This window comes from Heyndrickxia sp. NPDC080065 (genome assembly GCF_050281185.1).
Lineage (GTDB): Bacteria > Bacillota > Bacilli > Bacillales > Bacillaceae_C > Heyndrickxia.
The window spans coordinates 13,508-27,521 of the sequence record NZ_JBNNWS010000012.1 but is presented as its reverse complement, the minus strand read 5'-3'; the positions used below and the strand labels follow the sequence as shown (position 1 = coordinate 27,521).

At 35.2% G+C, this 14,014-nt stretch carries 13 protein-coding genes and 1 pseudogene; 9 read left to right on the top strand and 5 right to left on the bottom strand.

Annotated features, from left to right (window positions below; all coding sequences use genetic code 11):
• The first annotated feature begins 68 nt into the window (after window positions 1-68).
• From ACQKP0_RS15325 to ACQKP0_RS15300, 6 genes are all read left to right on the top strand, one after another.
• The gene (locus tag ACQKP0_RS15325) at window positions 69-863 is read left to right on the top strand and encodes a phosphotransferase family protein (RefSeq protein ID WP_427406732.1); all 795 of its coding nucleotides are present in this window, start codon (window positions 69-71) and stop codon (window positions 861-863) included.
• Between the two features lie 288 nt (window positions 864-1,151).
• Window positions 1,152-1,688, top strand: a complete 537-nt coding sequence (locus ACQKP0_RS15320) for a histidine phosphatase family protein (protein ID WP_427406731.1) — start codon at window positions 1,152-1,154, stop codon at window positions 1,686-1,688.
• A gap of 176 nt (window positions 1,689-1,864) precedes the next feature.
• Window positions 1,865-2,155: a hypothetical protein gene (locus ACQKP0_RS15315; RefSeq protein WP_427406730.1), complete on the top strand. Its 291-nt coding sequence runs from the start codon at window positions 1,865-1,867 to the stop codon at window positions 2,153-2,155.
• A gap of 386 nt (window positions 2,156-2,541) precedes the next feature.
• On the top strand, window positions 2,542-2,790 hold the full coding sequence (locus ACQKP0_RS15310; protein ID WP_427406729.1) for a hypothetical protein: 249 nt from the start codon (window positions 2,542-2,544) through the stop codon (window positions 2,788-2,790).
• Between the two features lie 485 nt (window positions 2,791-3,275).
• Window positions 3,276-3,815, top strand: coding sequence for a sigma-70 family RNA polymerase sigma factor (locus tag ACQKP0_RS15305; protein WP_427406728.1), 540 nt, complete (start codon window positions 3,276-3,278; stop codon window positions 3,813-3,815).
• Window positions 3,790-5,145 (top strand): DUF4179 domain-containing protein, encoded by a 1,356-nt coding sequence (locus ACQKP0_RS15300; protein ID WP_427406727.1) that lies wholly within the window; start codon window positions 3,790-3,792, stop codon window positions 5,143-5,145. The genes ACQKP0_RS15305 and ACQKP0_RS15300 overlap by 26 nt, the downstream gene beginning before the upstream one ends.
• A 191-nt stretch (window positions 5,146-5,336) precedes the next feature.
• Here ACQKP0_RS15300 and ACQKP0_RS15295 read toward each other — a convergent pair.
• Together ACQKP0_RS15295 and ACQKP0_RS15290 are read right to left on the bottom strand one after the other, a co-directional pair.
• Window positions 5,337-5,540 (bottom strand): annotated as a pseudogene (locus ACQKP0_RS15295) (helix-turn-helix domain-containing protein); the annotation flags it as partial.
• Between the two features lie 370 nt (window positions 5,541-5,910).
• Entirely contained in the window at window positions 5,911-7,122 is a 1,212-nt protein-coding gene (locus tag ACQKP0_RS15290; RefSeq protein WP_427406848.1) for an MFS transporter, read from the bottom strand.
• Window positions 7,123-7,224: 102 nt separating this feature from the next.
• On the opposite strand from ACQKP0_RS15290, the gene ACQKP0_RS15285 reads away from it, so the two are divergent.
• A complete protein-coding gene (locus tag ACQKP0_RS15285; protein ID WP_427406726.1) occupies window positions 7,225-8,133 on the top strand; it encodes a LysR family transcriptional regulator in 909 nt (302 codons plus the stop codon).
• A gap of 229 nt (window positions 8,134-8,362) precedes the next feature.
• Here ACQKP0_RS15285 and ACQKP0_RS15280 read toward each other — a convergent pair whose 3' ends face one another.
• Entirely contained in the window at window positions 8,363-9,544 is a 1,182-nt protein-coding gene (locus ACQKP0_RS15280) for an MFS transporter (RefSeq protein ID WP_427406725.1), read from the bottom strand.
• A gap of 174 nt (window positions 9,545-9,718) precedes the next feature.
• Complete coding sequence (locus ACQKP0_RS15275) at window positions 9,719-10,921, bottom strand: MFS transporter (RefSeq protein WP_427406724.1); 1,203 nt, start codon at window positions 10,919-10,921, stop codon at window positions 9,719-9,721.
• A 124-nt stretch (window positions 10,922-11,045) separates the two neighbouring features.
• On the opposite strand from ACQKP0_RS15275, the gene ACQKP0_RS15270 reads away from it, so the two are divergent.
• Window positions 11,046-11,654, top strand: a complete 609-nt coding sequence (locus ACQKP0_RS15270; RefSeq protein ID WP_427406723.1) for a TetR/AcrR family transcriptional regulator — start codon at window positions 11,046-11,048, stop codon at window positions 11,652-11,654.
• A gap of 151 nt (window positions 11,655-11,805) precedes the next feature.
• Here ACQKP0_RS15270 and ACQKP0_RS15265 read toward each other — a convergent pair whose 3' ends face one another.
• On the bottom strand, window positions 11,806-12,918 hold the full coding sequence (locus tag ACQKP0_RS15265; RefSeq protein WP_427406722.1) for a Gfo/Idh/MocA family protein: 1,113 nt from the start codon (window positions 12,916-12,918) through the stop codon (window positions 11,806-11,808).
• 123 nt (window positions 12,919-13,041) lie between these two features.
• Here ACQKP0_RS15265 and ACQKP0_RS15260 point away from each other — a divergent pair, with 123 nt between their 5' ends.
• Window positions 13,042-13,929: a LysR family transcriptional regulator gene (locus ACQKP0_RS15260; protein WP_427406721.1), complete on the top strand. Its 888-nt coding sequence runs from the start codon at window positions 13,042-13,044 to the stop codon at window positions 13,927-13,929.
• Window positions 13,930-14,014: the final 85 nt, after the last annotated feature.

The window sequence follows — 14,014 nt, the reverse complement described above, 5'->3', positions numbered from 1 at the left end:
AAGGAATTTTAGTTCATTTTAAAGAATTATTAGTAAAAATCTATTTTTGTTAACTGAGGTGTATCCACTTGCAGCCTATTCAAATCAGTGAGATTCCAATTGAAATAAAACAATATGTTGAAAGTATTAATTCTATTAAATTTCCGCGACAAGGTTATACCTCTGATGTAGGTATAATTGAAACTGAACAGAAATTGTACGTATTAAAAAGAACAAAGGAAGAGTTATTTTGTTCCTGGCTTAATAGAGAGGTATCTGTATTAAATTGTTTGTCAAATGAAACAACACTGCCTATTCCAAAAGTAGTGAAATTTGTTGAACAAGAGTGTAAAAGTCAATCATGGGCTCTCATTGAATTTTTAGAGGGGCAAACTTTAAGAGCAGCTATACAACAAGAGAATAATGAGAAGAAGAGACAAGAATTGATATTTAACTTTGGAAAAATCCTGAATCAAATTCATTCAACACCTTGTCCGAATATGTTAGTTCACGAACGACCTTGGCTTGAAGAAATGTTATTTCAGGCAGAATATAATTTAAAAAGCAACCAGGCAAGCGGAACTGAAGAGTTGTTAGAAAAAATAAAAATTGATAAACCGAATGGATATAAACAAACATTAATACATGGGGATTTTACAATTGATAATGTTTTAGTCCAAAATGGTACTATTTCAGGTGTAATTGATTGGGGCGGTGGCACATATGGAGATCCAAGATATGACGTTTCTTTAGCAATCCGACCTAAACCTAATATATTCGAAAATGAAATAGATAAGCAAATTTTCTTTGAAGGGTACGGGGAAAAGATTATTGATAATAAGGAATATGATTATTTTGTGAATGGTTTATATGAGTTCTTTTGATTTTTTTTACATATAATGATTTTTATTATTAAATTGTTCATATAGTAAGAAGCAATTTTTAGGAGAAAAATCTCATTTATTTGAAGAACATTTAAAAGAAGAATTATTGGCGCTTGATCAAACTGGTATTTTTAAAGAACAGATAGACATTTCAATTGAGCTTGCAATAAAAAATTAAGAATTACTAAAAACTAAAAAAACGTTATTGGCTTTATTTAATTATAGAAGTTTGTTACTATCGGTGGAAACATATCTGGTTATTAAATAGGTGAAAAGTGGAGAACTAACATGAAAATTGGACTAATTAGGCATTATAAGGTGTTGAAAGATTATCCGAAAGAGAAATTTCTCTATTCAGCAGAAGAAGTGAATAAATGGTTTGAAGAATATGATTTGGCGGAGATTGAATATAATGATACTCCCTTAGATACGAAAGATTGGGAAGCCTGTTATTCAAGTACGATACCAAGAGCTATAAAGACGGCTCGGCACCTTTATAATCGTGACATTATTGAACAGGATGAGCTAAGAGAAATTGCAGCACCAGTTTTTAATACTAAAATAAAGTTACCTTTTATCGGTTGGGCATTACTCATTCGTTTTGCTAATTTATTCAATAAGCAAACAAGAGAAGAAATAAAACAAACGAAAGAAAAAATAAATAAAGTTTTGGATAGAATCACAGCAAGTAATAAAGAAGAAGTGCTCATTATCAGCCATGCTGCATTGATGTTTTATTTGAGAAAAGAGCTTTTAAAAAGAGGTTTTAGAGGACCGAAATTTACGATTCCAAAAAACGGTCAACTATATGTTTTTTCTAAATAGCTGAACACGATTATGTATTGTGTTCTTTTTTTGCGTAAAGGATAATTGATTAATAAATGTTCTATATTTCGTCATAACTTGCCAAAAAATAGGTATTTACAATTGGATTTCAAAGGTGATATGTTAGTGTTTGTTAAGTGAATGACATAAAACTTTTTATAAGGTGGAATGGATGAATGACATTTCTAACTGAAAAATGTGAGTTCTCCACGACAAATACTGAGTTCATCTGGAAGAAAAATAAATTAGTCATAGAAGATGGATATTTAATAACAAGTGGAGTAATTAATAATATTCGAGTCCCGTTAAAATCGATTGAAACTGTTGTTTGGTGTATAAATCCTGCGAAGCCTACAATATCACCAGCACTAAAAATTATTGGCAAGGGCATTGTATTGGCAGAAATTCAAGTTGGAACAGATATAATAAATGATATTCAAGATTGGATTTTAAAAAAGGTAGGATAACTTTGAAGTACGAAACTAGCCAACATTTATAGTGGCTAGTTTCTATTTTATTACTTATTAAATCGATCAAGGAAGGAAAGCAATCCCTATAAAAAACGTAACAAAAATATCCGTTTTCCCCAGAGCTTTCTACACATTTTAGTTCTTCTTCAATTTCCGAAAAATTGAACTTTTTCAATGTATTTGTTGTCTATTCTCATATTTAAATTATCCCCGACTAAACCAAAAGAAAACAATTTTGCTCCAATAATAAAAATATCTAATTTCATAAATTTTCCAACTTGTTAGATCTGTTGGGGTGATACACGATTTTTAAACTTTTTAAAATTTATTCACACTTTGTATGCAGGAATGTAATTGAAAAATATGGAGAGGATTGAATTAATATGCTCATTACAGGAGCCATTATTTTTCTAATTATTACACTCGCACTTAGTAAATACGTGAAAAAGTCTAAAGTGTTTGTATTTTTTTACCTTATTTCATTAGCCTGTGTCGTAATGATTTTTATTAGCGTGTTTAGTATTGGGGAATGGAACGGAATGATCATCGCGTTGATTTTTGGCGTAATGAATATTATCGCCATGATTGGTATGGTGGTAACTGTATTAATAAAAATTGTGAAAAAGATGTAATTGAGTTCCATTTTCTATTTCCTGTCAAAAACCACCTTCCCATTTCCAGTAGGGGAGTACATTTGACTTTTATGGTAAATAAATCGCTCTTTCATTTCTTGCAGGATCCTCCATTTTCATTTTAAGGTAAATGAAACTGCATTTTATTTCCTGTAAGAGATGCTAAGTAACAATAAAGTTGTTTAAAAAACTCCAGTCATTCTATTCCACAATCGAGCCACCCGATTGTGGAAGTAATGAGTTCCTATGTTGATAGGAGATACATATTCAAAATAAAAAGGTGATTTTTTGGTAAAAAGTAATGGAGATTCAGATACATTTAAGCAAAAAGACCTTTTTATTACTTTACTAAAAAAATTTACTTTTATTTGTTTCTTTTGGAACGAAGTAGACAGTAGGAAAGTCTAATATATAGATTATCGTTTAGGTCCGGACTAAACCTTAATATTATTTTCCATTTTATATTATAGAAGGGAGGGATTACAGTGCCCTTTTTAAAGTCCTTGTTTAAAGTTTCAAACGGTCAGACTTTTGAAGAACTAATCAAGAAAGAACAGGACAAACTTTATAAAATCGCTTTTTCTTATATCAGAAATGAACAAGATGCTTTAGATATTGTTCAGGATTCCATCATCAAAGGATTTAAAGGCTTTGAAAAGTTAACCGATAAAAATTATTTCTCAACTTGGATGACAAGGATCTTAATAAACACGGCAATGGATCATTTAAAACGAAAGAAAAATGTAGTTATGCTGGATCTCGGGTGGTTCAACCCTGGGAGTAGCCAAGAAAATAACACTATAGCTTCAATTGATCTAGCCGAAGTTTTTGACAAACTTAAACCAGAGCAAAAGACGTTAATCTTTTTGAGGTATTACTATGGTTACTCAATCTCCGAAATTGCCAAGATAATGGATAAACCGGAAGGTACCGTTAAATCTCAGATACATCGAACTTTACAATTCATAAAAGAAAAACTGGAGAATGGAGGGGACACATATGGAAAAGCTTCAACACGATATTGAAAATATGGTAGACAGAGTATCGGTATCTAATAAACTTGATGAAACTGTTCAAAAAGCGATTGAAATTGCAAAGAAGAAAAAAAGGCGTTCACTTATCTATAAAGAAAAGATGATCGCCAGCTTGGCTGCCATTCTGATACTGGGAATTGGGACAGTGATTTTCTTCACTTATTATCCTGATCAGGCAACCAATCGACTGGGAGATAGTGTAAGTTACACCGATAGTGTTTTATATAAAACCGCAGATGAAGGTTTAAAGAGGATGGCTAAAGAGGGAAAAGCCCAACTTCTATCACTTGTATCTGAGGATAAGGGAGTTAAGTTTTTTCTTGAAGAAGGATACCTAGACGACCAGCAACTTGCGGTTACTTACCGGGTGGAATTTGATAAATCACAAATCGAAAAAATTGATGATGAGTCTGTTATTAATTTGGAATGGTTTGTGGATGGAAAACCTCAAATAGAAGAAGGTTTTGGTGGTTTGAATACAAAAGAACTAATGGATAATGGAGATGTCTTTATTTTTGATACTGATAGGGGACTTCCAGAAGAGCCCAAAATCGATATTAGGATTAAATCAATAAATGGAATACAGGGTGATTGGTCGTTTACATTCGGTTTGAAAAAGCAGAAAGAATTTATTTCTGATTCTAAGTCGGTTGCCAAAGAAGATGAGTTAGGAAACTCTATAGTAATCAATAATGTAAATCTGACTCCATCAAAGCTCGAATTAAATCTTTCAACAACCCTTGCACAAAAGGAACTATTGCAAGATCAGGGAAATACATTCCGAGACCTAATCATTTTAGCCCTTGGATCTGATGGCTTCTCGTATTTTGAAACGCCAAGAAGAAGCAGTAATAGTGAAAACGCATATTCTACAGCATCAAACGGAACAATATTAGAAAAAATTGAAGTACCGAGAGGTATTGATACTTATACTTATAAGTTCATACCCTTTATATCATCACATAAGGGAAAAGCCACAGCAGAGGGAAATGAAGGCATCTGGGATGAGATTACTGGACCATATAGAGAAGGAACTATCTTAGACGGTAATTCTAAAATTAAAGTAGTGAGTATTGAGGAAAATAATCAAAGAACTGTAATAAGATATAAAATGAACCAAGAGCCATTTCTTCCTATATTCCCACTACTTGCAGATCGTGAAAGTAATATTTTGTATGAGGCAATCTCTTTCAAAAAAGAAGGCGACTTTGTGGAAGTTAACTATCCAAAAATAGACCAGAATACCATTACAGAATTTGTATTATTTGATGCAACTTATCTAGTTCTAAAAGATTTAGAAACCTTGATTGATTTAAAATGAGCAGCCTAATTAAATGCTTCAAATAGTTCAATCCCAAACGTTCGGTTACAAAACCGAACGTTTTTATTTTGCCTTCCAAGCAATAAATTCTCAATTTCCAATAAACTTCCAATATTTTAAGTTCACAATATCCACTTTGCTTTAAAATTGTTATTCAACAATATGGTCCCCTTTAATGGAATAAGGAATGATTATTTGTTCCCTTCCGATAGCTTTCTATATAATGAAGTCCTTGACACATTTGTAATTTCACAAATTTGATTTAGAGTCATACCTCCTTCTTTATATAGCTTTACTGCATAATTCATCCCTGCATGATTTTTATGATATTTCTTTAATCGGCCTTTAAATTTTCCTTCTTTCTTGGCCAGCTCAATCCCTTCACGTTGACGCATGCCGTCCTAAAATAAACAGTCCTTATGTATTTGTAATACATGACTTTCGCCACACTTATGCCGTTCATTGTCTAAAAAAATGGGCTGAGCAAGAAAAGGATTTAACGGTATACCTTCCAGTACTTAAAACGTATTTAGGACACGATTCCTTTGAGGAAACTGCCTATTATCTACGTCTGACTGCGGATGTGTTTCCAGATATTATATTAAAGCTAGAAACAAGGTATCCAGGGGTTCTAGCAGAAAAACGCGGAAAATATACGCTAAGATAATTTATGGAAACAAAAAGCCGATTATCTTGAGGAATCGGCTTTTTATTAGATGAGAGTTGGAAGTGCTTTGAAACTATCGACAACTTTTTATTCAATTGTCATTCTTTTTGACTAGTTTGTAGTCTCATTTCAAAATTCCGTGAATCAGATGTGTTTAAGTGAAACGAGTATTTGATAAAAACGAGAGCAAGAATAACAAATAAACTACCGATCCAACTCAAATTTATAATGTTAGTATACTTTATAATGATACCTCCTAAAGCAGAACCTAGCACCATCCCAATGTTCATTAATGCTGTATTAAAACTGAGTACAGTTTCAGATGATTGTGGTTTTAGTGAAATCAAATAAAATTGCTTAGCTGGTGTTATTGTCCAAGACACTACTCCCCAAACTGCTAACGTTATAAAAACACCTATTATCGAATGCTGTGTAAATGTTAATACAAGTAAAGCAACTGCATGAACGAATAAACTAATTGATATCGTTTGATTTGGGCCCCACTTGTCTACTGCATATCCACCAAAACGTGAGCCAATAAAAGAAAAAGTGCCTAAAACAAATAAGGCGATACTAGTCATCTCTATTGAAAAGCCTGCAGAATTACTTAACAACAGAGAGATATAAGCAAACACCATGGTGTATCCTAATATCCAGGAGATAGTAGTTGATAATGCGGTGATAACTCGTTTATCCTTTATTATTTGTATCTGTTCTTTAAATGGTACGGGCTTATTACCTTTTATACTAGGTAATAATTTATAAAGTAAAAGTAAAAGAAGTACTGTAACGAAAGCAATAATTAGAAAAATATTACGCCAATCTAGATAAGCAGCTAAAAATGTCCCTATAGGTACACCAAGTACTAATGAAACGGTAAAGCCAGTGATAATCGTTGCCATGGCACTACCACGTTTATCTGCTGTAGCAATTTGAGCAGCATAGTTTGTTGCAACAACAATGTAAAGCCCGCCACTCATTGCCATAACGATTCTTGACAACATTAGTACAATATAATCATTACTAATAAACGCTACGAGATTACCTAAAATAAAAGTAAAAATAGCATATAATACTACTTTTTTACGTTCAAACTTCGCAGTTAACAAAACCAGTGCGAATGCACCAACTGCATACGATAACGAATAAATGGTTATTAGTTGTCCTGCAGTTGAGATCGATACATCTAAATCGAAAGAAATGATTTCTAATATGCCAGAAACAACAAACTCTGCTGTCCCTGTAACAAATGCTCCTAAAGCTAAGAGAATAATAATGAATTGATTGATGTTCTTTGCCAACTTGTACATCTCCTTTAGTATTTCAAGTAGTTCTTGAGTTGATTTTATTTTAAATGCCATGTTAACATTAGTAAAATTGATATTTTTGATATAGGAGATGAGTTATTACTCATGAGCATCGTTCGTTTCGAGATTTTATCTAAAGTAATAGAGTTAGGGAGTTTTACAAAAGCCGCTGAAAAATTAAGTATGACTCAATCAGCTGTTAGTCATGCTATTTCCAGTTTGGAAACAGAATGGGGAGTCACATTATTGATTCGGGACCGTAGAAAGGGAATAGCACTCACAGAAATAGGACAAAAAACACTGCCACATATAAGAGAAGTGTTGAAAAGAATTGAAACAATTAACCAAGAAATTGCATTAGCAACGAACTTAGAAACGGGGATCATTCGTATTGGTACTTTTGCGAGCGCTTCTTCCTGCTTATTAGCTAAATTGCTTGCAAAATTTCAGAAAAAACATCCTAAAATAGAATTTAAGTTTTATGAAGGGACATATGAAGAGATTACGGAATGGTTACAATCTGGAATTATAGACATTGGGTTTGTTGTAAAAGGGAAGACAAACCCTAGCTTTGATCTAGTTCCTCTCTGGAAAGACAAAATGGTTGTAGCTTTTCATCCCGAGCACAAATTCCTTCACAAAGAAACGATAGATATGCACGATTTAGAGAAAGAGCCTTTCATTATGCCAACTGGAATGTACCAATCACATATAGAGGAGTTATTTAAAGAAGCACAAATCAAACCATCTATCCGTTTTGAAGTACACGATTGCACTACCATTGCTAATATGGTACAAGAAGGGCTTGGCGTTACCATCGGTCCAGAGTTATTTTTAAAAACTCAACAAAACATCAAGATAGGAAAACTTAATTTAACAAGTTACCGTGATGTTGCACTAGCTTGTTCTGCAATTTCTGAAGCATCTCCAGCTGTAAAAGAGTTTCTCGTGGTTGCTAAAAATGTTTTTATTGAGCCCAATAATACTATAGACTCTCAAATCTTATTTAATTAATTGTTGCAACATTCCCTCCCTGTTAGGTTTCGAGAAATTCGGGAAAGCTCTCTCAATTCATCCAAAAATGAACGTTAGTGTTAAAGAGATAGCCTTCCCCCTGTTCACACCGTATACGGCGTTCCAACTAATAATCGAATAGAAGAGTTACCTTTCATCCTAAATAACAACCAAGAAATATGGTGCTTTTTTTACACAGATAAATTATTTTCTGCTTTTTAAATCATATCTATCTGTTGATCTTAATCTCCTTATTAGCATGGAGAGAAGGACTTTTCCCTCGAATAACTGGAAGCAAAGTGATGAGACCAATTATTGCCATTATTGTACCAACCCATAATGGAGAAGTAAGTCCATAACCAGCATCAATCGTTAACCCGCCTACAGATGAACCGATCAAGATGCCTAGATTAATGATGGAATTATTCACAGTAGCTACAAGAGTTCCTGTATTTGAAACACTGATAACACGTGCCGACATAGCAGGATTCATCGATACGCCGACTAAACCAATGACAATAACTGTGATGATGGAAATTACCGGAATTTCTACAAAGAACCCAAATAGAATTAAGGCAGCTGTCAGGATGAAAAGACCAACTGTTAATGTAGGCATCATATGCAAGTCTGCTAATCTGCCAACAATGATATTTCCCACAATTGTGGCTACTCCATAAATCCCCAAAATAAATGGAACAATTTCTAGACTAAATCCTGTGAGATTGGTTAGGATAGGCGTAAAGTAACTAAATGCCGCAAAGGTAGCACCTATAATAAACAAATTCGTCATATATGCAGCCCATAAACGATAGTTCTTAAATGATCCAAGTTCTTTTCTAACACTTACAGTTTTCTGTTCTTTTGACACAATAGATGGAATAAAGAATTGTATCAATATAGCTGCTAAAAATACCAAGACAACAATTGCCCAAAAACTGAAGCGCCATCCTAAGTACAGATCAAACAGCATAGCAAATGGCAATCCAGCAGCAGTTGCGATCATTAAGCCTCCTAAAACAATCGAAGCAGCTCTGCCCCGTGATTGAGGTTGAACAAGTTGAAAAGCGATTGCCATGGAAGTTCCAATACTTGCAGAGGAAGCAATGCCCGTAATGATACGTGCTACCATCATCACCTCATAGTTAGGAGCAATGGCACCAATCATTTGTCCGATAAGAAACACAATCGTTAAGGCCAGCAGCGCTTTTTTTAGCGAGACTTTCAGTAAACCAATTGTCAGGATTGGTCCGCCTATCACCATCCCCACCGCATAAGCTGAAATAAGGTAGCCAACCGCCGCAATGGATACCCCAAATTCTTCTGAAAGAGAGGGCATGATTCCAGCTACCATAAACTCTGATGTCGTTTGAGAAAAAATTAGAAAACCTAGTATGAAAACTGCAAAAGGCATTAAATCAACTCCAAATTTATTTATTTACCAAACAGTACAAAAATAAGCATAATTTTGATTTCTGGAAATTTTTTATTATTGTTTAAGCTCTCTTCCGTTAACAAAAGGTAGTTAGTAATTAAAACAAACAGACCAATTTCCATTCTGCTTCATTTTCTTGCATATGGATTTTCATTACTTTTGTGGAAAACCGTGTCTCTTTGCACTCCACGCAATTATCAAAGCAACAAGCAGCAACATCAACAGCACTCCTGGAAACGACTGTACACCAACAATCTCTAGCAAAGCACCACCGGCTATGCCTCCACCAGCAATTGCTAAATTCCATACAGTGACATTAATAGGCATTACGACATCAACACCTTCTTCACCGCTTGCATCAGCAAGCGCAGTTTGCAACAGGGTGGCTGCACCTCCGAAAGTAAGTCCCCATAAAGCCACTGCCAAATAAACGATGGATTCCAATGCTGCTCCTACCCATAGTACTGTGGCTACTAGCGCAAAGACGATTAGACTGATCAGTACAAGCTGTCGTAACATGCGGTCTACCAACAGACCAACAATCCAGATGGAGACAAGCGCAGCTAATCCAAAAACCAGCAAGACTAGGTCGACATTTCCTGCGAGTCCGGAAAGCTCAAGAAATGGCGAAATATACGTATATAAAATATTGTGTGCCACCATCCAAGTAAGCACTACCATGAGAATCGGACGTATGCCGGGCAAAACAAACACCTGACCAACTGTCATTCTTTGCTCTACAGTTTGCCCAGGAAAATCCGGAATCTTCCAGAGCACCCATACAATTAAAACAAGAGTCAGAATAGACATGAGTCCGAATACGGCACGCCAACCGATTAAGCCACCGAGCAAGGTACCGAATGGCACTCCGAATGTAAGAGCAATCGGCGTTCCTACCATCGCGACAGCTAAGGCACGCCCTCTTAAGGGATCCGGTACCATACGCCGTGCGTAACCGGCGATCATTCCCCAAGCAGCGCCAGCAGCAACACCGGCAAAAAATCGCGCGATAAGTGTCAGAGCATAGCTGGTCGACAAGGCTGTAATTGTGTTGAATACTAAGAATCCCATAATACTGGTGATAAGTAGCGGACGACGTCTATACCCGCTAGTAAACATTGCGAATGGAATTGCTGCTACAAGTGAGCCAATAGCATAAAGTGTAACTAGTTGCCCAGCCATCGCTTTTGTAACATGCAGCCCTTCTCCGATTAACGGTAGTAACCCAGCTGGGATCGTTTCTGTAAGAATACAGATAAATCCTGTCATTGCAAGCGCTAGAAGTGCAAGCCAGGGAAGTCGTGCAGGAGTATTAGCAGATTGAACCATACCCCTAGATGATGAAAAATTAGACAAATTAGTTTCCTCCTTAAGATGAGTTGATTTATGGAACGTTCATTCCATATATTAAATTCAACCACATCCACTTGTCAAGGACTTCTGGAACGACTATTATATAATTAATAAAGGAGGTCATCTTATGCCACGAACTGGACGCCCCCGCGAATTCAATCGTGACGAGGCTGTTGTTGCCGCAATGCTTCTATTCTGGGAACACGGCTTTGAATCCACTTCACTTGCTCAGTTGCGGGCTGCGATGGGAGGTATATCTCCCGCAAGTTTTTACGCTGCGTTCGAGTCCAAGGAAGCACTGTTTCGTGAAGCGATACGACAGTATATCTCTACTTATGGAAAGGTTTCGGAAAGTTTCTGCGATACGAAGATGACATCGAAAGCAGCCATCGAACAGGGATTACGGCGATCGGCACGGATGCAGACAGAGAGGTCACACCCTCAAGGCTGTCTATTGGTTTTGTCCGCTGTAAACTGTTCGCCTGAGCAAAAACATATTCGAGATATGCTCTACAAGGAACGAGAAAAAGTTCGCGATTGGATTAAGGATTGTATAGAACGGGCCGTAGCGAATGGAGAGTTGCCTGATTCTACGGATATACACATGCTGGTAATCTTATTTGAAACATTTCTTCGAGGAATTTCGACACAAGCTCAGGACGGTGTTCCATACGAGAAAATTGATGCTGCCATAACTCAATTGATGAGCATATGGGATGCATTGTCTGCTAGCTAAGTAAAACCTCGCTACACATAAAAAACACTATCCTTTCTTGATATTACAGAAAGAATAGCGTTTTTTTCGTTTTTAGGATAACAATTTGCTTAAGCTTGATGGGCATGTGCCAGGGCCCTTATAAATAAAAGATATACTGTTCCTAAGATTGTTACTCATTTTTTAAGAGTATTTTTTTACCGGTCTTTGCAGATTTCCGAACTGCATCTAACAACCGGTGCAGTTTGACAGCGTCATTAAAGTTCGGAATTTGACTTTTATGTTCAAATATATCTTCCGCCAAAATAGTATAAGCATTTTCAACATAGCCTCTTGCACCATTATCTTTTACTGAGGATATTTTTACTTCTTCAGAATAAACATCTTCAGTATTTAACAAACAATTAGGTTGTGTAATCTTTTCGACTTTGAGATTGCCAAACTGTACATGACCTGAGGAATTATTCTGTGTTAAACGAAAAACACCTTTCTCCCCTCTAATCTCTAATTGAAAAGCTGGATAAACTCCACCCTGAATATGTACAGAGGCCGAAGCACCATCAATAAGTGTCCCCTGTATTAAAATTTGATCAGCTGTGTTTTTTGGTGTCTTTATACCTGTTTCTTGTATGACGGCTTCTGTATAATGGATGTTCATTGCAGCTGATAATTCTTTAAAATCACCCAAGATATAACAAAGCACATCAAGCGAGTGACCACCGTTGATTGTAAGAAGGTTCGCCCCATTTTCTCTTTTTAAAAGGTAACTGCTACTTTCATCAGTTATTCCTCCTTTTCCTTGTGTTGCTACTTGCATAGTGCAAGAGATGACCCTGCCGATTTCCCCGTGTTTGATTGCCTGCTTTAAATAATTAATTTCTGGAGATTGCCTTCCCTGTAATCCAATCGCATGATGAATGTTCGCGTCATCTGCCAATTTTGCCAGTTTTTCAGCCTGCATAGTATCTATACCTAAAGGCCATTCACAATAAATATGTTTATTTTCTTCTATGGCTGCAATTGAAGCTTCATAATGGAAAGGAACCTTTATACTAACTACTACCAAATCAACATCTTTTGATTGTGCTAATTCCTTATAATCTGTAAAAGCATGGGAAGCATTAAGCATCATAGCACTTTCTTTTGCGGTTTCCATTTTTGATGTTCCAACCGCCGTTATTTGATAAAAAGGGTGTTCCTTTAGTACCGGAATATGTGTTTTACTAGCCCATTGATTATTCAAAGATCCACCTATAATCCCTACTTTTATCACTTTGTTCTTCATTAGTTATCCCTCCAAACCTTTATAGAAACGATTATCTTTACCAAGTATAATTAAAATTAGACATCATTTTAAATGTTAAGTTATGATGGTTATATCACTTTTTTTGATGGGTGGGAAATATTAATGGATATTGAAAACATGAAAGCTTTTGTTTCAGTTGCGGAATTAAAAAGTATATCTGCTGCTGCAATTAAATTGAATCACCTTCAATCCAATATGACTGCAAAAATAAAAAAAATCGAAACTCATTATAATCAAGAACTGTTTATCAGAAATTCAAAAGGAGTAAAACTAACGAAAGAGGGAGAAAAATTATATCATCAATTTAAGAAATTATTGTTCGTTTGGGAAGAAACTGAAAATATCATGAAAAAACATGATGAAAAACTCAGTATTGGTACTATGATATCAGTCGGAGGAACTCAATTTTCAAGTGCTTTAAATAAACTTAATAAAACATACCCCGATTTATCGGTAACATTAAAAACAGGTTCAACAGAATATATTGAAAATCAAGTTCTTCTTGGAAAAATCGATGTTGCTTATACGATTGGATCGCTAAACAATAAAAAAATAAGTTATAAAAAAGTGGGATATGAAGAATTGGTTATAATAGGCCAAGGTATAGATCAATATACGATATTTGATGATTATATAAACGGAAAAAACTTACTTGTATTATCAGATAAGTGTTTGTATCTCGCATTATTACGTAATATTTTTATAGATTCGAAAATTCAACAGGGTGAAATCATTGAAGTGGGCGATCCAGAAACTTTAGTACAATTTGCATTGATGGGTATGGGAATTTCCTTAGTATCTAAGCGCATAGCAAGTCGCTACAACATCAATAATTATTTAGACGTTCCATCATCTTATAGATACGTCGATTTGTATTTAATTACTCGTCTAAATCATGAATTTACACCTATAGAAAAACAGTTTATTGAGTTAAATAACTCACTTAGAAACACCAATACTTTTAAGGTCAATGAATCGGCTGTTGAATAATAGATAAATCTTCCGGATTGAATTATAGGAAGTGATTGTTTGAAAATTGACAAATATTTACCCCGTCAACGAATATAATAAAGTA